Consider the following 22,564-nt stretch of genomic DNA (forward strand, 5'->3'; position numbering starts at 1 on the left):
AACCTAATAAAAATAATAATGGTCAACTTTTACTGGCCGCTTAAACATTATTCACGTTAATGAGATAAAGAAGGGGCTTTGAGAAATAATGATCTCAGGTCTGGACTCCTCTCTTTATTCGTCTTTTAATTCAGAGGTTACAAGGGCTATATATTTTTCTTTCGCTTCCCTTTCCGTAATGTTCCGGGCCTGGAAGAGAGCATTGGCTTTAAAGGCGTTGATAAGAGGTTTCCGGCTTCCCGGGTTGTCATAGTTCTTGTTGGCTATTTTGTAGTACGCATAAAGCCGCAAAAGGAAATCCGCAGGTAAGGGTTCGGTATAGTTGTTAACCCGCTCGACGGCCTCTTCAAAAGCTTTATTTAGTGCTTCTTCGGTCATTTTGGCAATTAATTGTGGCAATGTTGTTCCGGTTAGACTTTTTTCACTCACTAAAGTGAGGTGTGAATGCTCTGATACCTTTATCGGGATTTAGCCCGAAGTAGGGAACTTTTCTGCAATAATATCTATTCCGCCTTTGACTTTCTGGTGAAGGTCAACCTTTATTTTGGCGTCCAGCGGTAATAGAAGGTCTACCCTGGAGCCGAATTTAATAAAGCCTGCATCAGCGCCCTGAATGGCCAGGGAACCTTCTGTCGCATAATTTACGATACGCTTTGCCATAGCTCCTGCTATTTGCTTATACATTACCTCGCCCCAAACCGTGTTCTTTACCACTACGGAGGTCCTTTCGTTCTCTTCGGATGACTTGGGGTGCCAGGCCACCAGATATTTGCCCGGGTGGTATTTGCTGTAGACCACTTCGCCCCCCAGTGCATAACGGGTAACATGGACATTTACAGGGGACATGAATATGGATACCTGTATTCTTTTGTCCTTGAAATATTCCTTTTCGTAAACCTCCTCTATAACTACTACTTTGCCATCTACCGGGGCAATGACATAATTATCGCTTTCCGATGTCATTCGCCTGGGGTTCCGGAAGAACTGAAGTATAAGAACCAGTAAAATGATTGCGGCAATTTGTAGGGGAAACTTCAGCCATACAACGGGTACAAAATATTCTGCGAGCAGTATAATGCCGACGACCAGCAGAAAGGTGATGATGATGATTTTATGTCCTTCTTTATGAAACATGGATGAAAAGTTGTAAAGTCAGATATGTAAAAGGAGCAAGGAATATAATGCTGTCCAACCGATCAAGCAGGCCTCCGTGCCCTGGTAATATGGCTCCGCTGTCTTTTACCCCCGCAAGCCGTTTGAATTTGGATTCTATAAGATCACCCAGTGTCCCTGTGATTACCACCACCAGGGAAAGAATGAGCCATTCTATGGTACTGAGGTCGCTGTTGTACAACGCAATTACATATGCCGCTATCAGGGAGAAAACCATTCCCCCGATAAAACCTTCAACGGTTTTGTTTGGGGATATACTGGGGAACAGCTTCGTTCGCCCTATACTTCTTCCTACCAGATATGCAAAGGTATCGTTTATCCATATTAATATAAAAATACCAATAATTATGAACTTGGCAAAAAGGTTATCGGGTTTATGGTAAGGGATCATCGTTAAAAAAATACATCCGGCCCCTATGTAAAAAAGGGTGATGATGAATTTATGAAGCTCCCGTATATTCTTCAGTTGCTTTCCGGAATAGAGGAGGGCAATTAAAAAAAAGTTTACGACAAGGGTTATGAAAAGCAAAAAGAAGATCGCCGTTTCCCTCTGTACCAGGTGTACAAACAGCCACCATAACAACAGGAAGGCGATAAATATATAATAACCGCTTAATTTAATGAGTTTTTTGAATTCATAGATACATATCAACCCGAAAGACAGGAATAGGAAATCAAAGGCGTCGCTGCTTAAAAACACTGCCGACAACAACAGGAATACATAAAGGATTCCCGTAATGGAACGAGTGAGAAGGTCTTTCATTCTACAAATCTTCGAGAAGGAGCAAATATAGGTTTTTTGAATTACTTCCGTAGTTAAGAAAGTTCTTTTCTCCCTGTATGTTGAAGTGTTTTATTGTAGTGATATTGGTCGGTATGTGGTCCTTATTTTTATTTTTAATGCCCCTCAGGCCTTCTCCGATGGTATTGACGAGCTGACTGGTAGTGGCGAAAAGTATTAAATTGTCCGGAAGGTCATGAAGTTTGAGTTCTCCTATCTGATTGGAGCTGATTAATATAGCACCATTGTCCGCAACAAGATTTTCGCAGGTGGTAATAAAGGCCGAACTCCCCTGGAGACTGGAAGAGAACTGTCCTCCAAGCTTTTCAAACTTTTCCTTCAGTTTGGCATTGACACAGAAGATCTTTTTGTCACTCCAGTTGTTTTCACTGAGGATGTTCCGAAAGCTCTCGTAAATCTCTTCTATGGAATCGCAATAAATGAATTTGCCTCCGTTTTTCTTAAAGTTTATGGTGAATTTTTCGTCTACGGGAAGATCAATATTAGGCATAAACTTACCTCTTTCCTCAACAGGATCTTCGGCAGGATGCGGTTTGTTTATAATATCTAAAATCTTCTTAAATAGCTTCATTCAATAATCAACGGAAAAAAGTGCTTTTTATTTTTATGTAAAGTTAAAAATATTCTTCGAGAAATCCTTATTTTGTCTATTATTTACAACAACGCTGCCGGCTCGTTGTTCTTAAGCCGGCAGCGTTGGAAATATTTCGAGAAATATTATTCTTTTACAATCTCTTCCTCTCCTTTTTCAAAGGGACGCCTGCCGAAAATTCTCTCCAGGTCATCCTTGAAAATAACCTCTTTTTCCAGTAATCGATCTGCGAGTTCTGTTAACTTGTCTTTATTCTCGGATAGCAGTTTCACAGCTCTTGCGTATTGTTCTTCTATGATATTGGAGATCTCTTTGTCTATTATTATGGCTGTCTCTTCACTATATGGCTTGGTAAAGCCATATTCGCTTTGGGCGGAATCATAATAAGTAAGATTCCCTATCTTGTCATTGAGCCCGTAGATAGTAACCATGGCTTTGGCTTGTTTGGTAACTTTTTCCAGATCGCTCAGGGCACCTGTGGAGATCTTACCGAATATTACTTTTTCCGCAGCCCTTCCGCCCAATGCAGCGCACATTTCATCCAGCATTTGCTCCGGACGTACGATGAGGCGTTCTTCGGGAAGGTACCATGCAGCACCGAGCGATTGTCCTCTGGGAACAATGGTTACTTTAACCAGGGGAGCGGCATGTTCCAGCATCCAGCTTACGGTGGCATGACCGGCTTCGTGGAATGCGATGGTTTTTTTCTCTTCGGCGGTTATGATCTTGTTTTTCTTCTCCAGACCGCCTATAATACGGTCTACGGCATCCAGGAAGTCTTGCTTGTCTACCGCTTTTTTGCCTTTTCTCGCGGCAATAAGGGCGGCTTCGTTACACACATTGGCAATGTCCGCCCCGGAAAAACCGGGGGTTTGCTTGGCCAGGAATTCCAGGTCAAGGGCCTCCGAGGTTTTTATAGGCCTGAGGTGGACTTCAAAAATTTCTTTTCGTTCCCTGATGTCAGGAAGGTCCACGAAAATCTGTCTGTCAAACCTTCCTGCACGCATAAGTGCTTTATCGAGAACATCAGCACGGTTGGTAGCGGCGAGCACAATAACGTTGGTGTTGGTGTCAAAACCGTCCATTTCCGTTAACAACTGGTTCAGCGTATTTTCGCGTTCGTCATTGGAGCCGGTGAAATTATTTTTTCCCCTTGCTCTTCCGATAGCATCTATCTCATCTATGAATATGATTGCGGGCGATTTGTCCTTGGCCTGTTTAAACAGGTCTCTTACCCTGGATGCTCCCACACCCACGAACATCTCCACAAAATCCGATCCGGAAAGGGAGAAGAAAGGTACCTTGGCCTCTCCTGCCACAGCTTTGGCAAGAAGAGTTTTACCGGTACCCGGTGATCCGACGAGCAGGGCTCCTTTAGGAATTTTTCCTCCCAGGGAGGTGTATTTATCAGGATTTTTGAGGAATTCCACAATTTCCTGGACTTCTTCTTTGGCCCCTTCGAGACCGGCAACATCCTTAAAAGTTACTTTGGTCTCGGTCTTTTCATCAAAAAGCCTTGCTTTGGATTTACCTATATTGAAGATCTGTCCGCCGGCACCTCCGGCACCGCCTCCTGCCATTCTTCGCATAAGGAATATCCATATACCGATTATAAGGATAAACGGCAGGATGGTAATGATAAAATCTCCGAAAAGATTGGATTCCTGGTCATAACCGATAACGGTTGGCAGGTTATTGTCCTTTATGGTCTTTTTTATTTCGTTCTCAAAATTCTGAAGATCCCCGAATTTCACTTCGTATTGGGGAGAAGACCCGCTTGCGGGAAGGAGAGAGTTGTCTCCCACATCCTTATGGACTTCCTTGGCCATGGCATCTTTGGTAAGAAATACTTTGGCCTGTCTTGTATTGGTAATGATAAGTATTTTTTCAACGTCACCGTTTTTGAGAAATTCCTGTAGTTCGGAAGGAGTGGTGGCCGTAAGTTTTTGCCAGCTACTTCCCCCTGAAAACAGGTTTACTCCGATAATCACAAACAAAATGATTGCATAAATCCAGTACGAACTGAATCTCGGTCTTTTGTTATTTGGGTTGTCTTTTGCCATTAATTACTTGTCTTTGTCTAAAAAATCATTAATAATCGGTTGGAACAGCGGTTAATTTTGCATCGCCCCAAAGGCCTTCAATGTCATAGTATTCGCGAATATGCTTTTGGAAAACATGCACGACCACATTGACATAATCCATGAGTACCCACTCGGCATTATCCGTCCCCTCCACATGCCATGGCTTATCTTTGAGTTCCTTGCTTACTGTTTTCTGGATGGAATTTACGATGGCATTTACCTGGGTGTTGGAAGTACCGTTGCAGATGATGAAGTAGTCACAAACCGTATTCTCAATCTCTCTTAAATCAAGTATATTTATATCCTTTCCTTTAACATCTTCTATCCCTTTCAAGATTATTGCAATGAGTTGATCTGCGCTACTATTCTTTTTTGTCATTAACTTTCATGTATTTAAATTTGCACCCGGGTCTCATACTGTTTTTACATATGGTGTAAGCTATCCCGCTTGTTTTGCCTAATTACCAGAGGCAAGGCCTGCTGATATTGGTTATTTTCGCAAAGTTATTACTTTTTTGTTTCTTTAACTATTCTATTTAACAGAACATTTATATTCTACATGCATATCATCAAACTTAATGCCATTGATTCTACGAATTCTTATTTAAAAGGGCTTAGTACTTCCGGGATTCTACAGGATTATACAGTGGTTGTTACACGCGAGCAGACCAGGGGGAGGGGGCAGATGGGAACATCATGGAGCTCGGAGTCCGGTAAAAACCTGACGTTTAGTGTGTATAAAAAGATTTCCTGTATCCGGAAAGAAGAGATATTCTGTCTGAGCATGGCTACATCACTCGCTATTGTCCGTGCGCTTAAAAAGTTTAATATACCGCGACTAAAAATCAAATGGCCTAACGACATTTTGTCAGCTAATCAAAAGGTATGCGGAGTTCTTATAGAGAGTATTATAAAAAAAGGGGAACTGGATGCTGCTGTCATAGGCATGGGGCTTAATGTCAACCAGACGAATTTCAACGGGTTGCCCAATGCGGGTTCGTTAAAGCTTATTACGGGGGTGACCTACAATCTCGATGAACTGATGCACCAAATAGTAAAAGAATTGCAGTTCATTGAAAAATTGCTGGTAGAGCGTAACCTGGAAGAATTGAAATCCCAGTATGAGGGCAATCTTTTTCGCCTGAACAAACCATCTACTTTTGCCGATAAGGAAGGCTTGCTGTTTATGGGGTTTATTGAAGGTGTTTCGGGGACAGGAAAACTGATTATAAGGCAGGAGAATGAAGTGCAAAGGGAATATGACCTGAAAGAAGTGAAGCTGTTATATTAAAAAGTACGGAAAGCATTATACGTTCCGTGCTTTTGAAATACTTTGCAAGTGTTTACAACTTCCCCATATTCTCCGTAAGGGTGCCGATAAAACTGGTGATAGGCCCTTTTATCATCATCCCCATCATGGCATTGAAATCGCCTTCGAAGACCAGGCAAACTTCACTTTTGTCGGCTTCTATCGCACGGATATTTGCTGTTAATGTAAATGATAATTTACTGCTTCCTGACCCGAGGACGATACGGTCGAATTCGTTCTTTTCTTTCAGTTCCAGGGTTATTTCTGGCATTCCCTTGAGTGCAAAAGCGAATTTGTTTTCGGACAGTATTTCAAACATACTGGTATTTTCCGGCATCAGGGTTTCGAAATTTTTTATGTCGGAGAGGAAATGAAAAAGCTCTTCCCGGGATTTGTTTACAGTTGTTTTCGGACTTTCAATATGCATGTGTAAATTTTGTTAGTGTGAATATGTTTAAATGCAATTTATGTGCCGTCCTTGCGGTTGTTGTGGTGTATTGGAGGATAAACCTCTTATTTTACTGCTGTTGATTTCCATTCTGCCGGGTTGGTCCGCCATTCTTTCAGGGTATGGTGTTCGTTTTCACTGATGTAGTTGGTTTCCATTGCTTGTTCCAGCAGGTAGTCGTAATTACTCAGCGTGGTAAGGTGTACCCGTTTTTCTTCAAAATTCTCAGCGGCAACGTCAAATCCATAAGAGAAGATAGCGATCATGCCCTTGACATTCGCTCCCTGTTCTCTGAGGGCTTCTACGGCATTGAGACTACTTTTGCCCGTACTGATAAGGTCTTCCACTACAACAACATTCTGACCGTGATCCAGAAAGCCTTCTATCTGGTTCTGTCTGCCGTGTTTTTTGGGTTCCGGTCTCACATAAACAAAAGGAAGTCCCAGGTATTCGGCCACCAGTATGCCAATGCCTATGGCCCCGGTAGCTACCCCGGCAATAACATCGGGCTTGCCGTAATATTCCTCTATCTGTCGTGCCATATTCTCGCGGATAAAGTTGCGGATAGGTGGAAAAGATAAGGAAATTCTGTTGTCACAATAAATTGGTGATTTCCATCCCGAAGCCCAGGTAAAAGGATTTTTCGGATTCAATTTTATTGCATTAATTTGCAACAAAAGTTCTGCTGTTTTTTTAGCGGTATTTTTGTCTAAAACCATGGTGACAAATGTATGAAGTTTTTGTAAATGATTATCCAATTATTTTAACAAATATACTTACGAAGGAGGTAAATCATAAATTGTTTTTACTGGAAAATGTGAGTATAGAAGAGGTCATCCGGCAACTCAATAAAGGGGAAATAGCATCTGCTCATTTATATTACCCGGATGCGGGGCAATTATTGCAGAAACTCCAGGAGAAACTACCACTTGTGGTAGCTGCCGGCGGATTGGTAACCAATGCGGAAGATGAAGTATTGTTTATTTACAGAAATGGCAAATGGGACCTGCCCAAAGGAAAAGTGGAAAAAAAGGAATCCATTGAAGAGGCTGCAATCAGGGAAGTGGAGGAAGAAACGGGTGTAAAAAAACTGAAACTCGGACCTTTATTACAAAAGACTTACCATATTTTCAAAAGAAACGGGGTTTATAAGCTCAAAGAAACTTACTGGTATGCTATGAGCAGCACCTATACGGGGAAATTAAGAGCACAATGCGAAGAAGGTATTGAAAAGGTCGAATGGAAGAACCGGAACGAGATCCCCGAAGCACTTCAGAATTCGTATGCAAACATAAGATCTTTATTTGCTTAAAGAGGGGGGGATTCTCATTTTCACGTCATAATTTTATATATTCTTTAATAAAAAGCTGTTTTTTAATGCTTATTTTTGCAGTATCACAAAAAACAGGCATTATGAAAAATACGATTATTTTAATCTGTACGGCGCTTGCTATGTCCGTATCCTACGGTCAGCAGAGTGCGCTGACGGGTCCGAAAGTCAAGAACGAAAAAGTATGGGAAAAAGAGGCTAAGGATATAAAGGTATACCATACACCTGATAGAGAAACGGTGACCGGGCCTAAAGCAAAGAACAGCAAAATATGGGAGAAGGAAGATCCTTCTCAAAAAGTTATCACACGAAAGAGAAAGGACGATATCACCGGTCCTAAATACAAGAACAGAAAACCCTGGAAAAAACAATAGATTCCGGTTTGTCGGATAAAAACGGACGGATACCGAAGGCAAAATGTGCAAAAGCCCTAAATTTATCGGGTAAAATATAGAATTATGCCTGAGAAAAAGTCCGTTACTGATTCCGGTACATCTAAAGTAGGGTGGAAAGAGCGCCTGGGTTCCCTTCAGTATCTTCCGAGATTTTTCGGAAAGATACGGGAAGTATCTCCCGGGCTTTTTTACGCCAATATCCTGGCCCGTATTGTTAATTCGGCTATTCCGGTCCTCCTTTTATGGGTGGGGAAGTTGATACTGGACGAGGTTGTTCTGCAAATCGGTGAGACCGATAAGGACTTCACAAGGCTGTGGATGTTGGTTGCCATAGAACTGGGGCTGGCAGTGGTTTCCGACCTTATCAGCAGGGCCACGAACCTGACGGATACACTGATCGGGGATCTTTATTCCAATAAATCGTCTATAGAGATCATCAATAAAACGTCGGAAATTGAACTGAGCCAACTGGAAGATGTCGATTTTTATGATAAGCTGGAAAGGGCCCGGCGGCAAACTGTGGGAAGAGTATCTCTTATGTCCAACATAATGGCCCAGTTACAGGACAGTATTACTGTTATTTCCCTGGTAACGGCCCTTACCGTATTTGAACCCTGGCTTATAGCACTTCTCATCCTTGCGGTTATACCGGCTTTTCTCAATGAAATAAAGTTCAGCCAGAAGAGTTATTCCCTCGCACGTGGCTGGACTACGGAACGACGGGAGCTGGACGATCTCCGTTATGTAGGTGCCAGTGATATTACAGCCAAGGAGGTCAAGCTGTTTGGCCTTACGGCGTATATCGCAGCCCGTTTTAAAAAACTTTCCGATGCGTATTATAAAGTGACCCGAAGACTGGCTATCCGCAAAAATCTTTGGGGAGGGGCTTTCAATATCCTGGGAGTACTGTCTTATTACGGCGCTTTTGTACTGATAATTATCCGTGTAGTTGCGGGCGTGCTTACAGTAGGTGACCTCACCTTCCTTTCCGGGTCTTTTAACCGGTTGCGAAGCCAGTTGCAGAACATCTTTTTCCGGTTTAGCCAGATTACGGAAAGCTCCCTGTACCTGAAAGATTATTTCGATTTTCTGGACCTGGAAACTGTTTCCGATGATCCGGGAACAACGGTCCCTGTTCCGGATATAATTCAACAGGGCCTGGAATTTGCAGATGTATGGTTTAAATACCCGGGAAGGGAAGAATATGTGCTGAAAGGGGTAAGCTTTAAAGTCCCGGCAGGCAGAAAACTGGCCTTTGTAGGAGAGAACGGTGCAGGCAAGACTACGCTTATAAAACTTGCCCTTCGGTTTTACGAGCCGGTGAAGGGGAAAATCCTTCTGGACGGAACAGATATCCGGGAATTTTCCAAAGAGGCCTACCAGGGGCTTTTCGGGGTGATCTTTCAGGATTTTGTCAAGTATAACTTTTCAGCAGGAGAAAATATAGCCGTCGGTAATATAGGGGAAGTGCATAATCGTGACAAGATATTCAGCGCTGCCGAGCAAAGTCTGGCCGACCAGGTAATCGCTTCCCTTCCGGGAAAATATGATCAGAAACTGGGGCGCAGGTTTACGGACGGGCTGGATCTCTCCGGCGGGCAGTGGCAAAAAATAGCCCTGGCCCGTGCATATATGAAGGATGCAAGAATCGCTATCCTGGATGAACCCACTTCTGCACTGGATGCCCGGGCAGAGTACGAAGCCTTTCAGAGGTTCATAGGGCTGACGGAAGAGAAGACCGCCATTATTATTTCGCATCGTTTCAGTACAGTACGGCTTGCCGATACTATTGTGGTGCTTAAAGACGGCAGGGTGCTGGAACACGGAACACATGAATCACTCATGGAAAACAAGGGCCTGTACGCAGAGTTGTTTACGTTACAGGCCGTGGGATATAATTAAAGTTAGAGGTGCGAAGTGAGAAGTACGAAGTTTTTGAGATAACGCTTTCAAATCCGGGCTTAACAACTAGTCAACTCACAAATTATTCACCCGGTATACAGGATATTGGAGATGTGCCTTTTCGTAATAAGGGGAATGTTCGTATACCCAGTTCAGTTGCGCATACCAGTTACCGGCAAACAAGGAGTCTTTTGCCTTTGCGGATTCGAATTCGCTTTTCAGTTGTGGATTTTCATTCAGGATTTTCAATGCTATATCTTCAAATACATAAGGGGAAAAATGCTCCTTTTGCTGCAGTATCGCATCAAAAAAGTTCCAGTTAAAGAACGAATCGGAAGCTTCGGGCTCAAGGGTTTCCATAAGGTAGCGTATTGCAGGCTGATCGGTCTTTAGGATATAGTCTCCCTTCAGAAACTGCTTTTTCTCCGTATGAGAACTGACGGAGGTATTGTAGTGCAGGTAATGCCCTTCGAAAGCAGCAGCCCGGGTTTGGAAATCTTCAATGCGATAAATCTCTACTTCCATAACCGTATCGCGGGTAAATGTCTGGAGTTCTACCTGATTGGCCTGTAAAAGCTCTATTACCCGCCACCATTGTTTAGGGATGATATAAGCTTCCGGAATGGAAACTTCTTTGGACGGCTTGAAATAATCGTTATACGAAACCGGTTTGGTAAACGGCCTGTTTCGATCGTATTTTAACCTGGGAAAACCTGTTACTTCACTGATAAGTGTATCGGCCTCATATCCCCGGAATTGCAATGTGGATACTTTGGTTGAATCTATCGTCCATTGTACCGGGTAGAGATCTGCTTCGGCATAATGTTCAAAAGCTTTTTCCCTTAGTTCCTTTATTTTCAGATGGTCTTTTTCCGTAATGTCCACCATGTCCTTCAGTAATTGGTAGGTGCCTTCCACTCTTTGTTTATAAGGTTTCAGCATGTGTGTTTCCACCATCATGCCGAGGGTGTTCCATAAGGTAGTATATCCGGTGGAATACCTGGGGTAATCCATAAACTGCGAAAAGCCGCTTTCCGGGACCTGGTTAAACACATTTACATAAGGGGTAATATGCCAGTCCTTGTCGGCCAGGCTTTCTTCCAGTTGCGGCATCATTTCCCGGTGCAGGTATTTTCCGAGATCACCTCCCAGTTTATTGTGCTGGGTAAACAGGTGGGTGAGAACATATTGGTAATCTGCGCCGTTGCTCACATGGGTATCTATAAATACATCGGGTTTTACCAGGTGGAATATTTCGGCAAATGCCCTGGCATTTTTGGAGTCCGATTTTATGAAATCGCGATTGAGGTCATAGTTTTGCGCATTGCCGCGGAAACCATATGTTTTCGGTCCGTTCTGATTGGCCCTGGTATGGCTGTTCCTGTTGAGGGCTCCACCTATATTATATACCGGAATGGCCACAACAACCGTATTTTCCGGAGGGGTAAGTTTGCCTGTGGCATAATCCCTTAAAAGCATCATGGAGGCATCAATACCATCGCTTTCGCCGGGATGGATACCATTTAATATCAAAACTATACGCTTATCTTCCCTGATCCGGTTGAAATTAAAACTTCCTTCGGGATTGTAGGTGACGATGTGCAGCGGATGGCCGCTGTCCGTGTCTCCCATGGTCTGGAGGGCTATATCGGGGAAAGTCCTGGCCAGTTTCATGTAGTAGGCCATCACTTCCTCGTATTCGGGGGTCTTCTCACCACCGGAAGTTTCGAACAAGGTAATGAACTCCTGTTCTTCTTTTTTATCAACGGTATTACATGCGGTCACAAAGAGTAAAAAGCAAATAAAATAGCGCTTCATGAGCAAATGGTTTCGGTTTAGACTTTACGATTGGCTATTCCCGGGTTTCTCCGGAAGCCCGTAGAATGAACTGCACGAATATACTAAATTTGCCATGAGGCTGTCATGCATGGGAGAGCGAAAAATGATAAATCGATTTTAATTTAACGCATTGTGTAATTTCCGGTATGTACTTTCTTACGGAAAATAAGTTGAGTTGGTGGCGGGTAAATTAACGCGATTCGAAAAGACTATAATACTATGAGCAATCTTAGACACTGTCCTCTGTGCAGTAGTGAAAATGTGAGTTTGTTTTACCAGAGAAAACATACGTTTTATTCCTGCGGACATTGTCGGGGCCTTTTCCGGCCGGAAAGTACGTATGTGGACAGCGATGCGGAAAAATCCCGCTATGAGGAACACAATAATGATATTTCAGATAAACGTTACCGGCAATTTGTCTTCCCGATTACATCATCCGTACAGCATGATTTTAAAAAATACCATCGCGGACTGGATTTTGGTTCGGGGACAGGCCCTGTGATCTCCAAAGTGCTGGAAGATAAGGGATATACTATTGCGCAGTACGATCCTTTTTTTGCCAGGAATAAAAACCTGCTGAAGGAACACTATGATTATATTGTTTGCTGCGAGGTCATGGAGCATTTTCATAAACCATATGAAGAGTTCGGGCTGCTGCGGTCCCTTTTACTTCCGGGAGGGAAACTGTATTGTATGACAAGTTTGTATGACAATACAATAGATTTTCACGGCTGGAATTATAAGAACGACCCTACCCACGTATTTATTTATAGCGAGGAGACCCTGCAATGGATTAAAAAGGAATTCGGATTTTCCGGGCTAATGGTGGAGGGAAGGTTGATTGTTTATGTGAAATAAATGAGCTAATTCGATAATGTGTCAATTTGATAATTGGTCAGTGAGATAATATTATCCGGAAACACGCTGTGCATTTTGATGGGTTTTGTCCATTTTTTTACTGTTCCGGTAATCCTGATAATCCGGGATCGGGATTAATGCATTGCCAAAAGACATGTTTTATAGTTAGTGTCGTAATTTCCTAAAAAAAATCCGCTTAACCAGACAACATTTACCAAAGGATAAAACAACAAAAATCCTCGTTTCAATAGTCCCGATAACTGGGGATTGAGCCGAGGATTTTTCCTTCTAAATCTATCTTTTGTTAAAAATATACATCAAGTAATAATATAATTATCTCATTGTCTCATTAACCAGTTATCGAATTAGCATATTCTGATAAGGAAATTAAATCCGGTTTATCATAACCTTATAACTTGGGTCCTCCATAATATTGACATCAATGATGGCTTCGGCATTTTGCAGTAGTTTGCGGCAGTCTTTACTGAGGTGCCGCAAGTGTACGGTTTTACCTCGTTTTGCATAGCGTTTGGTTACGGAATTGAGTGCTTCTATGGCAGACATGTCGGCAACGCGGCTTTCGGCAAAGTCAATAACCACTTCCTGCGGATCGTTAAGCACGTCAAATTTATCTGCAAAACCCTGTACGGAACCAAAGAACAGGGGGCCAAATATTTCATAATGTTTTACACCCTTGTCGTCTATATATTTGCGGGCGCGTATCCGTTTGGCATTTTCCCAGGAGTAAGCCAGGGCAGAGAGCACTACTCCGATGAGCACGGCAACGGCCAGGTTATGGGTAATAACGGTGATGAGGGTTACCAGCACCATAACAATAACATCGGATGCCGGCATTTTTTTGAATGTTTTTAAACTGGCCCATTCGAAGGTGCCTATGGCCACCATAAACATAACACCTACCAGGGCGGCCATGGGAAGCCTTTCGATAAGGCCGGAACCGAACATGATAAAACACAGTAATCCCACCGAAGCTACAATACCGGACAGCCTGGCTCTCGCTCCTGAAGAAATATTTATAAGACTTTGCCCAAGCATGGCACAGCCACCCATACCGGAAAGGAAACCGGAAACAATATTGGCCGTTCCCTGCGCCACACACTCTTTATTACCCCGGCCGCGGGTTTCGGTAATTTCGTCGATAAGGCTTAAACTAAGCAGGCTTTCTATCATGCCCACACCGGCAATAATGGCGGAATAGGGAAGGATAAGCATAAAGGTTTCCCAGGTAAACGGAATACTGGGTATGGTTAGCGGAGGGAATCCTCCTTTTATGGTCTCACCTTCTTTAAGTGTGTCGGCCACAGTCGTGGTTTCTATATTAAGGCCTATAACCAGGGCAGAAACCACGATAATGGCAACCAGTGATGAAGGTACTGCCTTAGTGAGTTTGGGTAAACCCCATATAATAAGCATGGTGAGCAAAACCAGTCCAAGCATAACGAGCATGGCCGGCCCCTGAAGGAGTTCAGTGCTTCCCTTCTGGTAAAAACTTGAAAATTGTGCAGTGAATATGATTATAGCCAGTCCGTTTACAAAACCGAACATTACGGAATGAGGTACCAACCGGATGAATTTACCTAAACGCAGTACCCCTGCTGCTATTTGTATTAATCCTGCCAGGATAACAGTAGCAAATACATATTGGAGGATGCCCTCGGCGTCTATGCCCGGGTTCATTTCCTGTAATTTTACAATAAGCCCTACGAACACTACGGCAACAGCCCCAGTAGCCCCGGAGATCATCCCCGGACGGCCTCCAAGAATGGAGGTGACAAGACCCATCGTAAAAGCGGCATACAATCCAATAAGGGGTGAAAAGCCGGCAATCATGGCAAATGCAATAGCTTCGGGCACAAGGGCAAGGGCCACGGTAAGCCCGGACAGGACCTCGGTTTTGTAATTTACCTTCTGTGAAAGATCAAATAAATTGAATATTTTCTTCATAGCAATAATTATAAATAGTAGATCAGTGTATAACCAACCAATGTTTAACAATAATAAAATGTATGGTATGTAAAAAGGAACCGGTTTCCCAAAGACAGGGAACGGCTTTATGCAGAGCATGCTCCCGCTATCAAGGCGGCGTAAGGGTTTTGAAGTATGTAGTTATTCTGCGTTTCATAAATGAAGTGGCAAAAGTAATACTTTTGATAAGAGTGGCAACTATAAGAGGTTAACAAAAATTTATGATAAAGTGAATTTTTGTGCAGTCTTTAATAAAGAGTCCGGATTTTAATAAAGTTGCTAATTTTATAAGATTAATATTGCAGCGTTTAAGGTAAATTGTATCAAAGAAATATATGTTTTAACAAGGTCCTGGCCTTGTAAACTTGCTGTATTTTTCCAGCCCCGGGTGCACTGATATTTTTTTATTCCGAAAGACCATATTTGATACTTTATAAAGGCATCCCCCTTATCAACTTCCGGATCGAACATTTTTTTTCGTAAATTCACGGCATTCCTAATTTATCCTGTACATGCTTACTTTCCTCAGTTTTTTGTTATTTACCGCTTTCGTTGCGTTTTATGCCACCTGGAAACTGCGCCGCGACAACCTGAAGACGCAGGATGGTTATTTTCTTGGCGGGCGATCGCTTACGGGAGTGGTGATAGCAGGCTCGCTCCTGCTTACCAATATTTCTACGGAACACCTGGTGGGGATGAACGGCTCGTCTTATAAAAACGGGGCCATCATTATTGCATGGGAAGTGACTTCTGCGCTGGCCCTGGTTATTGCTGCCCTGTATTTTGCCCCCAGGTACCTGAAAATGGGACTTACTACCATCCCGGAATTTCTCGAAAATCGTTTTGACGGTGCTACCCGGACTATTGTGGCCACACTGCTTATCATTTCATTTACGGTGACACTCCTGCCTATTGTACTTTATACGGGAGCATTGAACATAGAAGCCATATTCCGGATTTCGGAATTACTCAACGTAAGCAGATCGCAGGGTATATGGATAACCATTCTGGTAGTGGGAAGTATAGGTGCGGTATATGCTATATTCGGCGGATTGAAAATGGTGGCCTATACCGATACTATCAATGGGTTCGGGCTCCTTGTCGCAGGATTGCTGGTCCCGGCACTGGCCTTGTGGAGTATCGGTAAAGGGAATATACTTGAGGGGCTGGCAGAGGTTTTTGAAAAAGACCCTTCGAAGTTTAATGTTATAAGCCGGGAGCCGGGTATGGGACCGGGGGCCAGGTCGGCCATTCTTCCTTTCGAGGTGCTGTTTACCGGACTTATGATCAACCAGCTGTATTTCTGGGCCATGCACCAGTCTATTATCCAGAGGGCCCTGGGCGCGGTAAGCCTGAAAGAGGCCCAGAAGGGATTGCTTTATACGGGAATTCTGAAAATACTCATTCCGCTGGTCATTGTACTGCCGGGGCTTATCGGCTTTTATTATTTCGGTAACTCCCTCTATGACGATCTGGACAGGGTATACCCCATGCTGGTCAAAAAAGTCCTGCCATTCTGGCTTACGGGTTTTTTCGTAGCTGTGATGATGGGGGCTATCCTGAGTACTTTCAACAGTGCCCTAAACAGTGCCGCAACAGTCTTTAGCCTGGACCTGTACAAAAGATATATTAACCGGAACACAGGAGAACTGAAACTGGTGCGTATTGGTAAATGGGTATCGGCAATACTGGGCATTTTTGCCATTGGCATTGCCCCGTTTGTGGCCAATGCACCCCAGGGGCTCTACCAGTTGCTGCAACAGCTCAACGGTATTTTCTTTATTCCTATAGCCAGCGTCATTATTGCCGGGTTTCTTTTTCCGAAAGTATCGGCTACCGGGGCAAAGGCAGGCCTGCTGTTCGGCCTGGCATTTTATGTACTTACTTATTTTGTATTTCGTATAGACCTGCATTTTGTGCATATCTGGGGACTTGAATTTTTGTTGAATATTCTAATGATGCATTTTGTATCTTTATGGTATCCAAGGAAGAATACCTTTGTGATAAAAGACAGAGGCATACTCAATGTAAGGCCCTGGAAATATGCCGTGCCCTTAAGTATTGCACTGGTGATCGTCACCGTAACCATATACGTCCTGCTCGGGAATGTGCAGGCCTGATGATCCGGAAGGGCAGGAATATAGAGAGAAAGATGACGAAATAATGATAACATTACAAGTTTAGATCATGGAGACTACAAAAAAAGAATTCCGTAACTACGATAAACTGGACGTAGATGCAGCGGTAAGACTGCATTACAAAAAAATGCGTGAACGCCAGACTTATGACTATGTCCGGCAAATGAAGAATAAGTACCTGACTTATGACAAGCCCATGAACTTGTGGGATGCCATGGAAAAACTGGATGCCCTGATCGACGTGAGCGATCCGGATCTCGACCTTCCGAATGTACAGCACCTGGTGCAATCTGCCGAAGCCATCCGTGCCGACAACAGGCCGGACTGGATGCAACTGGTGGGACTGATCCACGACCTGGGTAAGGTAATGTACTTATGGGGATCTGATGAAGATGGTACCAGCCAGGCCGAACAATGGGGCTTGGTGGGAGATGTTTTTGTAGTAGGTTGTGCTCTGCCGGACACTTGTGTCTATCCTGAGTTCAATAAGCTGAACAAGGATATGCAGGACCCTCGCTACAATACCCCTCTGGGTATCTACGAAGCGGGCTGCGGTATCGACAACCTGGCGCTGGCCTGGGGGCACGATGAATATCTCTATCAGGTGCTGGCCAATCACAAGGACAACAGCATACCCGAAGCCGGGATGGTAATGATCCGCTACCACTCTTTCTATCCCTGGCACAGTGGCGGAAGTTATACCGAATTGCTCGACGGGCATGACCAACAATATAAGGAATGGGTAAAAGACTTTAACCAATACGACCTTTATACCAAATCCAATAAAGTATATGACCTTGAGGAAATAAAGGATTACTACCTCCCCATTGCGGAAAAATACCTGGGAACGGGGCCGATTTACTGGTAAAAACAGAACTTCAGATTTCTTTTCTGCATTTAGGAGATGAATGAGGAGGCTGTAACGGATAATAGCTCATTATCGTTTAGTTTCAAATCCCCAATAAAAACACAAGAGTAAACAACCTCTTTGAATTTTAAGAGATACTGGTTTTATCCGTTATATAAAGGAAGTGAGTTTATACCTGATCTTTATCAGCTCCTGGATCTCCCGGATGGTTTTAAAACATCGTTTAAGTTTCATTTTTTCTTCTTTGGACAATGCGGCGAGTTCGATATAGCGCCCTGAATCGTTGTGCATAAGCCCGTGTTTGGTGCGGAACTTTAACAGGGCCTTGGAGGTATAAGAACAGGAGAGGTAGAGTTGTTTGTTCTCAGGTTCCAGATCGGCAAGTTTTTCAAAGCGTTCAGCAGTGTTGTTTATGTGTTGCACCTGGTGAGAGAGGATAAGTACCCTTCCTGCATCTGTAATAGGGGTAATGGCCCTTTTTTTCAGGTCAAAGAAATCCTTGTATTCACCGTTTTGTTCTACCAGGAATTGCCTGAAAAAGCCAAGTGGGGAAGGGGTCTGCAAGACGCTTCTGCCCAGCATGGCAAAGAAATAGGTATTTTGCCCGGTCTTTTCAAAAATATGTTTGCTCAGGGCGTCGGTCAGGGTACTTTCGCCATAGGAAATATCAAAATCAAAAAAGATAGAGCAAAGCAGAATCTCATCGTCTCCCGGTTCTGTGATCCATTTGGTGAACTGGGTTTTCCATTCTTTGAGCGAAAGGCACCATTTCGGATTACTGGCCATCATATCGGCCGGGCAGTATTCATACCCTAGTGTATTGAGGCGCTTGGTTACTTTTTGGGCCAGGGCGAGAAAATAGGCTTTTGTCTCTTCGAGCTTTTCGGGTTCCACATTTTCAAATACGATGGCATTGTCCTGGTCTGTATGCAATAGCTGTTCTTTTCTACCCTGGCTGCCGAGAGATAACCAGGCGAATTTTACCGGAGGATCTCCGGGCATTTTGGCCAGCGACAGTTCTATGCACCGTTTAATGGTGGCATCGTTCAGTTCCGTAATGATCCTGGAGATATGGGTAAGCGGAATGTTCTGCCGGATGTATCCTTTCAGTAACACCATGATTTTTTCATGTATGCGTTTCAGGTGTTTGGTTTTGGAAGCACGTTTGATGGCTTTCATCAGTACCGAAGGGTTGTTCCCCTGCGAAACGGTAATATCGTGCTCGGAAATGAGGCCAATGAGTTTGGATTTTGGTGTGCCGTCTTTTGTAATACAGAGGTGCCCTATCTTGTGTTTCATTAGGGCTATTTGGGCCTGGGCTATGGTAGTGTTCCTGGGATAACAGATGACGGGGGAGGTCATAATGTTTTTTATGGGGGTATCAATCGGATAATCGCCTGTGACTATTTTGTTTTTCAGGTCGCGATCGGTGACAATGCCTATGGGGATATAATCCTCGGTAATGACAACAGAACCAATATTCTTTTCACGCATGAGCAGGGCGACGTCCTGTGTGGTTTCCCCGGGCGGACAGGTAATGACATTTTTTACATACTTGGTGGGTTGCAGATCGGACAGGTCTGTCGAGGTACTTAATTTTACGTCAATATCTTCTTCAGTATACAGTTTTTTCCGGTATTCTTCGGAATACGGGTTTTCCGTATTGGAGGCAAAAGTCTCAATGAGGAAATTACCCACCTGCGGATTTTGTTCAACTACAGGCCTGAAAACAGATATGGGAATGCCGTATACTATACTTTCTTCTTTGGTAACAGCTTTAATAACATAGTTTTCCCGCGCTATGAGCGGCCGCAACCCGAAGATATCTCCCTCGTCACAATTGTCAATCGCTGTAAAATCTCCGCCATTCTTTCTTTTTTGCAAGGCAACTGCCCCTTTATGGACCACATAAAACTGGTCGTGTCCTTCATCGTTCTCGTTGAAGATCACCTTGTTTTTGTCGTAGTACAATACCCGGACATGTGAAGAGACTTCCAGGAGCTGCTCCTTGCTGAGCACGTCAAACGGCGGGTGGTTCTTCAGGAAATCGGCAATGCGGAGGGCTATGGTGTTTTTCATATGCGTTGCTTTTTGGGATATTTGTCCCTGTTACCGTGTGATCAGATTCAGGATTTTCCCGTTCTTTTCTTTAATTCCGAAAATACAAGGGTATAATAATCCGCAGTCTGGAAAACATAGAGATCCGGGGAGGAAGGAGATTTAAGGACCTTCAGAAATTCTTCCGGGTCCATGAGTTTTATCTCATCTACTTCGGTTTCCTGTAGTTTCAATTGATCAACGGGAACTCGGAGCGGAGATATATAAATATGGTGAAATTCTTTATCGGTAATATGAGGCCCGTGTTTTTTGAGAGATTTACAGATGCCTATTTTTTTCAGGTCCTTTTCCGGAATATGCAGGCCGAGCTCTTCCCGGGTTTCCCGTATTGCAGAGACCAGCGGCTTTTCCCCGGCTCCTACATGTCCGGCAACGGAGACATCCCAGTGCCCGGGAAAAGTATCTTTCTTCTCCGACCTTTTCTGGAGCAGGATTTTGCCGTCTGCGGTATAAAGCCAGACATGGATGGTAGGATGGAAAAGCCCTTTTGCATGTGCTTCGGACTTTAAAAGGACTTTTCCGGTGTAATTGCCCTGTTCATCCAGTATGTCTATATATTCGTCCATTTAGTCGAAATAGCTGAAACTGGTTTCCGGGGTAATTTTGATGAGGGTTTCATAAATAAGACGGATAACATTTTCCACATCTTCTTTATGTATCATTTCCACGGTAGTGTGCATATACCGGAGTGGCAGGGATATAAGAGCGGAAGCCACACCGCCGTTGCTATAGGCAAATGCGTCCGTATCCGTTCCCGTAAACCTTGAAGAAGCCATTCGCTGGAACGGTATTTTTTTCTCCTCTGCCGTTTCTATGATAAGCTCGCGCAGTTTGTTCTGTACGGCCGGGGCGTATGAAATAACCGGTCCGTCTCCTATTTTAGTTTCCCCCTGTGTCTTTTTATCGATCATCGGAGTAGTGGTATCGTGACAAACATCGGTAACAATGGCTACATTCGGTTTTATGGTTTGTGTGATCATTTCAGCCCCGCGAAGGCCTATTTCTTCCTGTACGGAATTGGTTATGTAGAGCCCGAAAGGCAGCTTTATTTTATTTTCGCGCAGTAAACGGGCTACTTCGGCGATCATAAAGCCGCCGACACGGTTATCAATGGCCCGGCACACAAACTTATTGCCGTTGAGCACCTGGAAGGTGTCCGGGTAAGTAATGACGCATCCTACATGTACGCCCATTTTTTCCACTTCTTTTTTGTCTTTGGCCCCTATGTCTATGAATATATTGTCCAGTTTCGGCGTTTCTTCCTTATTCGAGTTCCTGGTGTGAATGGCAGGCCAGCCGAATACTCCTTTTATAATACCTTTTTTGGTATGAATATCTACCCATTTGGAAGGAGCTATCTGATGATCGCTTCCCCCGTTGCGTATGACGTACAGAAGACCGTTGTCCGTAATATAATTGACATACCACGAAATTTCATCGGAATGCCCTTCGATAACTACTTTGTATTTGGCATTCGGGTTGATGACACCTACTGCCGTCCCGTATGTGTCCGTTATAAAAGTATCTACATAAGGCTTCAGGTATTCCATCCACAGTTTTTGTCCTTCCCATTCATAACCTGTGGGAGAAGGGTTGTTCAGATATTTCTCCAGGAAACCCAAAGATTTCTTATTGATAATTTCCGCTTTTTTCGCCATAATGCATATATTTATTTATCGCACGAAAATAATAATATTCGGTTACATTCAATAGTTTATAATATAGATATTTGACGTTTCATGTGGTCTGGTAAAGTCGTTCGGGTCATGATTTTTCAGGTAAACGGGACATATGTTAAAAGGAGAAGATGTGTTGACAGCAGAAAGAATGTTTGTAAATTTACATCCGGAAGGAAGTGCAGGAGAGTCCTTTAGCTATATTATGGTACAAAAACACATATATGTCTTTATATTTCTTCTTGTTCTGGGGGGCTCTGTGGGGGCTCAGGAGCAGGGAGCTTTTAAGGATTCGCTGGGGCAGGAGTATATTTTGCTGAAAGGAGATACCGTGCCCCGTACTTCCATAAGCCTTGAAGAAGTATATGTTTTTGACAGACTGAAGTTCGATTCGCGGGAAGAGAGGGTGCGTTACTATATTTTAAGAAGGAAGACCCTCAAAGTATATCCTTATGCCAAACTGGCTTCCGAACGATTGACGGAACTTAACAGGAGACTGGACCTGATAGAGTCGAATTCAAGGAGGAGGTGGTATACGAGACGAATACAAAAATATATAGAAGAGGAATTTACGGATGAACTGAAAAAACTTACCCGTACCGAAGGCCAGATATTGGTAAAACTTATTCACCGCCAAACCGGGGCTACTGCTTTTGACCTGGTAAAAGAGTTACGGAACGGATGGCGTGCCTTTTGGTATAATAATACTGCAAGGATGTTTAAAATATCTCTGAAAGAAGAATATCATCCGGAATCGGTACACGAAGATTATCTTATTGAAGATATTTTACAGCGCGCTTTTGCGGCAGACCATATAGAAAAACAGCCTTCGGTCCTCGATTTTGACTATGCTACGCTGTCCAATAAATGGAAAAAATCCCCTGATCTGGAAAAATAGTTGGCAGGTTCGGAAAAATCTATTATCTTAGCTATCCTTTTTTCTCTTCATAAAATGTTGTGGAGCAATGTATTGGTGAAGAGTTCAAAAAAAACTTCATTTTTTGTTTGTGGGATTGGGGAAAGAGGTTTTATCTTTGCCCCCGCTT

Annotated in this window: 21 protein-coding genes; 8 read left to right on the forward strand and 13 right to left on the reverse strand. The window is 43.5% G+C overall.

What is annotated here, in order from left to right; translation table 11 throughout:
• Positions 1–114: 114 nt before the first annotated feature.
• From ED312_RS22705 to rsfS, 6 genes are all read right to left on the reverse strand, one after another.
• Positions 115–378, reverse strand: a complete 264-nt coding sequence (locus tag ED312_RS22705; protein WP_123218312.1) for an acyl-CoA-binding protein — start codon at positions 376–378, stop codon at positions 115–117.
• A gap of 90 nt (positions 379–468) precedes the next feature.
• The gene (locus ED312_RS22710; RefSeq protein WP_123218313.1) at positions 469–1,134 is read right to left on the reverse strand and encodes a phosphatidylserine decarboxylase family protein; all 666 of its coding nucleotides are present in this window, start codon (positions 1,132–1,134) and stop codon (positions 469–471) included.
• Entirely contained in the window at positions 1,124–1,936 is an 813-nt protein-coding gene (locus ED312_RS22715) for a phosphatidate cytidylyltransferase (RefSeq protein WP_123218314.1), read from the reverse strand. The genes ED312_RS22710 and ED312_RS22715 overlap by 11 nt, the downstream gene beginning before the upstream one ends.
• 1 nt (position 1,937) lies before the next feature.
• Entirely contained in the window at positions 1,938–2,546 is a 609-nt protein-coding gene (locus ED312_RS22720) for an LUD domain-containing protein (RefSeq protein WP_123218315.1), read from the reverse strand.
• A gap of 146 nt (positions 2,547–2,692) precedes the next feature.
• Entirely contained in the window at positions 2,693–4,630 is a 1,938-nt protein-coding gene (gene ftsH / locus ED312_RS22725; RefSeq protein WP_123218316.1) for an ATP-dependent zinc metalloprotease FtsH, read from the reverse strand.
• A 28-nt stretch (positions 4,631–4,658) separates the two neighbouring features.
• Positions 4,659–5,030, reverse strand: a complete 372-nt coding sequence (rsfS, locus tag ED312_RS22730) for a ribosome silencing factor (protein WP_123218317.1) — start codon at positions 5,028–5,030, stop codon at positions 4,659–4,661.
• A 180-nt stretch (positions 5,031–5,210) separates the two neighbouring features.
• Here rsfS and ED312_RS22735 point away from each other — a divergent pair, with 180 nt between their 5' ends.
• The gene (locus ED312_RS22735; protein ID WP_123218318.1) at positions 5,211–5,942 is read left to right on the forward strand and encodes a biotin--[acetyl-CoA-carboxylase] ligase; all 732 of its coding nucleotides are present in this window, start codon (positions 5,211–5,213) and stop codon (positions 5,940–5,942) included.
• A gap of 52 nt (positions 5,943–5,994) precedes the next feature.
• On the opposite strand, the gene ED312_RS22740 is transcribed toward ED312_RS22735, so the two are convergent.
• Both ED312_RS22740 and pyrE read right to left on the reverse strand, forming a co-directional pair.
• Positions 5,995–6,387: an SRPBCC family protein gene (locus tag ED312_RS22740; protein WP_123218319.1), complete on the reverse strand. Its 393-nt coding sequence runs from the start codon at positions 6,385–6,387 to the stop codon at positions 5,995–5,997.
• 86 nt (positions 6,388–6,473) lie between these two features.
• Complete coding sequence (pyrE, locus tag ED312_RS22745; RefSeq protein WP_123218332.1) at positions 6,474–7,127, reverse strand: orotate phosphoribosyltransferase; 654 nt, start codon at positions 7,125–7,127, stop codon at positions 6,474–6,476.
• An 8-nt stretch (positions 7,128–7,135) separates the two neighbouring features.
• On the opposite strand from pyrE, the gene ED312_RS22750 reads away from it, so the two are divergent.
• The 3 genes from ED312_RS22750 to ED312_RS22760 all read left to right on the forward strand — a co-directional run bounded on the left by ED312_RS22750 (position 7,136) and on the right by ED312_RS22760 (position 10,035).
• Positions 7,136–7,720 carry an NUDIX hydrolase gene (locus ED312_RS22750; RefSeq protein WP_123218320.1) on the forward strand — a complete coding sequence of 195 codons (585 nt, stop codon included), beginning with the start codon at positions 7,136–7,138 and terminating at the stop codon, positions 7,718–7,720.
• A gap of 101 nt (positions 7,721–7,821) precedes the next feature.
• Complete coding sequence (locus ED312_RS22755; protein ID WP_148044358.1) at positions 7,822–8,112, forward strand: hypothetical protein; 291 nt, start codon at positions 7,822–7,824, stop codon at positions 8,110–8,112.
• A gap of 84 nt (positions 8,113–8,196) precedes the next feature.
• Positions 8,197–10,035, forward strand: coding sequence for an ABC transporter ATP-binding protein (locus ED312_RS22760; protein ID WP_123218322.1), 1,839 nt, complete (start codon positions 8,197–8,199; stop codon positions 10,033–10,035).
• Between the two features lie 75 nt (positions 10,036–10,110).
• Here the strand turns inward: ED312_RS22760 and ED312_RS22765 are convergent, their stop codons facing one another.
• On the reverse strand, positions 10,111–11,853 hold the full coding sequence (locus tag ED312_RS22765; RefSeq protein ID WP_123218323.1) for a M14 family metallopeptidase: 1,743 nt from the start codon (positions 11,851–11,853) through the stop codon (positions 10,111–10,113).
• A gap of 240 nt (positions 11,854–12,093) precedes the next feature.
• Between ED312_RS22765 and ED312_RS22770 the strand changes: the two genes are divergently transcribed.
• Positions 12,094–12,732: a class I SAM-dependent methyltransferase gene (locus ED312_RS22770; RefSeq protein WP_123218324.1), complete on the forward strand. Its 639-nt coding sequence runs from the start codon at positions 12,094–12,096 to the stop codon at positions 12,730–12,732.
• A gap of 387 nt (positions 12,733–13,119) precedes the next feature.
• Here the strand turns inward: ED312_RS22770 and ED312_RS22775 are convergent, their stop codons facing one another.
• On the reverse strand, positions 13,120–14,697 hold the full coding sequence (locus ED312_RS22775; RefSeq protein WP_123218325.1) for a SulP family inorganic anion transporter: 1,578 nt from the start codon (positions 14,695–14,697) through the stop codon (positions 13,120–13,122).
• 533 nt (positions 14,698–15,230) lie between these two features.
• On the opposite strand from ED312_RS22775, the gene ED312_RS22785 reads away from it, so the two are divergent.
• Both ED312_RS22785 and ED312_RS22790 read left to right on the forward strand, forming a co-directional pair.
• Entirely contained in the window at positions 15,231–16,838 is a 1,608-nt protein-coding gene (locus ED312_RS22785) for a solute:sodium symporter family transporter (protein WP_123218327.1), read from the forward strand.
• A gap of 67 nt (positions 16,839–16,905) precedes the next feature.
• A complete protein-coding gene (locus ED312_RS22790) occupies positions 16,906–17,724 on the forward strand; it encodes an inositol oxygenase family protein (RefSeq protein ID WP_123218328.1) in 819 nt (272 codons plus the stop codon).
• Between the two features lie 150 nt (positions 17,725–17,874).
• On the opposite strand, the gene ED312_RS22795 is transcribed toward ED312_RS22790, so the two are convergent.
• The 3 genes from ED312_RS22795 to ED312_RS22805 are packed head-to-tail and all read right to left on the reverse strand — an operon-like array spanning position 17,875 to position 21,500.
• Entirely contained in the window at positions 17,875–19,803 is a 1,929-nt protein-coding gene (locus ED312_RS22795) for a DUF294 nucleotidyltransferase-like domain-containing protein (RefSeq protein ID WP_123218329.1), read from the reverse strand.
• Positions 19,804–19,850: 47 nt separating this feature from the next.
• Positions 19,851–20,408, reverse strand: a complete 558-nt coding sequence (locus tag ED312_RS22800; RefSeq protein WP_123218330.1) for an NUDIX hydrolase — start codon at positions 20,406–20,408, stop codon at positions 19,851–19,853.
• Positions 20,409–21,500, reverse strand: a complete 1,092-nt coding sequence (locus tag ED312_RS22805) for a M42 family metallopeptidase (protein ID WP_123218331.1) — start codon at positions 21,498–21,500, stop codon at positions 20,409–20,411.
• A gap of 223 nt (positions 21,501–21,723) precedes the next feature.
• Between ED312_RS22805 and ED312_RS22810 the strand changes: the two genes are divergently transcribed.
• Entirely contained in the window at positions 21,724–22,416 is a 693-nt protein-coding gene (locus ED312_RS22810) for a DUF4294 domain-containing protein (protein WP_123218333.1), read from the forward strand.
• The last annotated feature ends 148 nt before the right edge of the window (positions 22,417–22,564 follow it).

Source organism: Sinomicrobium pectinilyticum (assembly GCF_003725735.1).
GTDB classification, from domain to species: domain Bacteria; phylum Bacteroidota; class Bacteroidia; order Flavobacteriales; family Flavobacteriaceae; genus Sinomicrobium; species Sinomicrobium pectinilyticum.

What these genes read in the sequence shown, in the direction of transcription:
- ED312_RS22705 (WP_123218312.1), bottom strand. Translation starts at nt 378, where the DNA reads ATGACCGAAGAAGCACTAAATAAAGCTTTTGAAGAGGCCGTCGAGCGG.
- ED312_RS22710 (WP_123218313.1), bottom strand. Translation starts at nt 1,134, where the DNA reads ATGTTTCATAAAGAAGGACATAAAATCATCATCATCACCTTTCTGCTG.
- ED312_RS22715 (WP_123218314.1), bottom strand. Translation starts at nt 1,936, where the DNA reads ATGAAAGACCTTCTCACTCGTTCCATTACGGGAATCCTTTATGTATTC.
- ED312_RS22720 (WP_123218315.1), bottom strand. Translation starts at nt 2,546, where the DNA reads ATGAAGCTATTTAAGAAGATTTTAGATATTATAAACAAACCGCATCCT.
- ftsH (WP_123218316.1), bottom strand. Translation starts at nt 4,630, where the DNA reads ATGGCAAAAGACAACCCAAATAACAAAAGACCGAGATTCAGTTCGTAC.
- rsfS (WP_123218317.1), bottom strand. Translation starts at nt 5,030, where the DNA reads ATGACAAAAAAGAATAGTAGCGCAGATCAACTCATTGCAATAATCTTG.
- ED312_RS22735 (WP_123218318.1), top strand. Translation starts at nt 5,211, where the DNA reads ATGCATATCATCAAACTTAATGCCATTGATTCTACGAATTCTTATTTA.
- ED312_RS22740 (WP_123218319.1), bottom strand. Translation starts at nt 6,387, where the DNA reads ATGCATATTGAAAGTCCGAAAACAACTGTAAACAAATCCCGGGAAGAG.
- pyrE (WP_123218332.1), bottom strand. Translation starts at nt 7,127, where the DNA reads ATGGTTTTAGACAAAAATACCGCTAAAAAAACAGCAGAACTTTTGTTG.
- ED312_RS22750 (WP_123218320.1), top strand. Translation starts at nt 7,136, where the DNA reads ATGTATGAAGTTTTTGTAAATGATTATCCAATTATTTTAACAAATATA.
- ED312_RS22755 (WP_148044358.1), top strand. Translation starts at nt 7,822, where the DNA reads ATGAAAAATACGATTATTTTAATCTGTACGGCGCTTGCTATGTCCGTA.
- ED312_RS22760 (WP_123218322.1), top strand. Translation starts at nt 8,197, where the DNA reads ATGCCTGAGAAAAAGTCCGTTACTGATTCCGGTACATCTAAAGTAGGG.
- ED312_RS22765 (WP_123218323.1), bottom strand. Translation starts at nt 11,853, where the DNA reads ATGAAGCGCTATTTTATTTGCTTTTTACTCTTTGTGACCGCATGTAAT.
- ED312_RS22770 (WP_123218324.1), top strand. Translation starts at nt 12,094, where the DNA reads ATGAGCAATCTTAGACACTGTCCTCTGTGCAGTAGTGAAAATGTGAGT.
- ED312_RS22775 (WP_123218325.1), bottom strand. Translation starts at nt 14,697, where the DNA reads ATGAAGAAAATATTCAATTTATTTGATCTTTCACAGAAGGTAAATTAC.
- ED312_RS22785 (WP_123218327.1), top strand. Translation starts at nt 15,231, where the DNA reads ATGCTTACTTTCCTCAGTTTTTTGTTATTTACCGCTTTCGTTGCGTTT.
- ED312_RS22790 (WP_123218328.1), top strand. Translation starts at nt 16,906, where the DNA reads ATGGAGACTACAAAAAAAGAATTCCGTAACTACGATAAACTGGACGTA.
- ED312_RS22795 (WP_123218329.1), bottom strand. Translation starts at nt 19,803, where the DNA reads ATGAAAAACACCATAGCCCTCCGCATTGCCGATTTCCTGAAGAACCAC.
- ED312_RS22800 (WP_123218330.1), bottom strand. Translation starts at nt 20,408, where the DNA reads ATGGACGAATATATAGACATACTGGATGAACAGGGCAATTACACCGGA.
- ED312_RS22805 (WP_123218331.1), bottom strand. Translation starts at nt 21,500, where the DNA reads ATGGCGAAAAAAGCGGAAATTATCAATAAGAAATCTTTGGGTTTCCTG.
- ED312_RS22810 (WP_123218333.1), top strand. Translation starts at nt 21,724, where the DNA reads ATGGTACAAAAACACATATATGTCTTTATATTTCTTCTTGTTCTGGGG.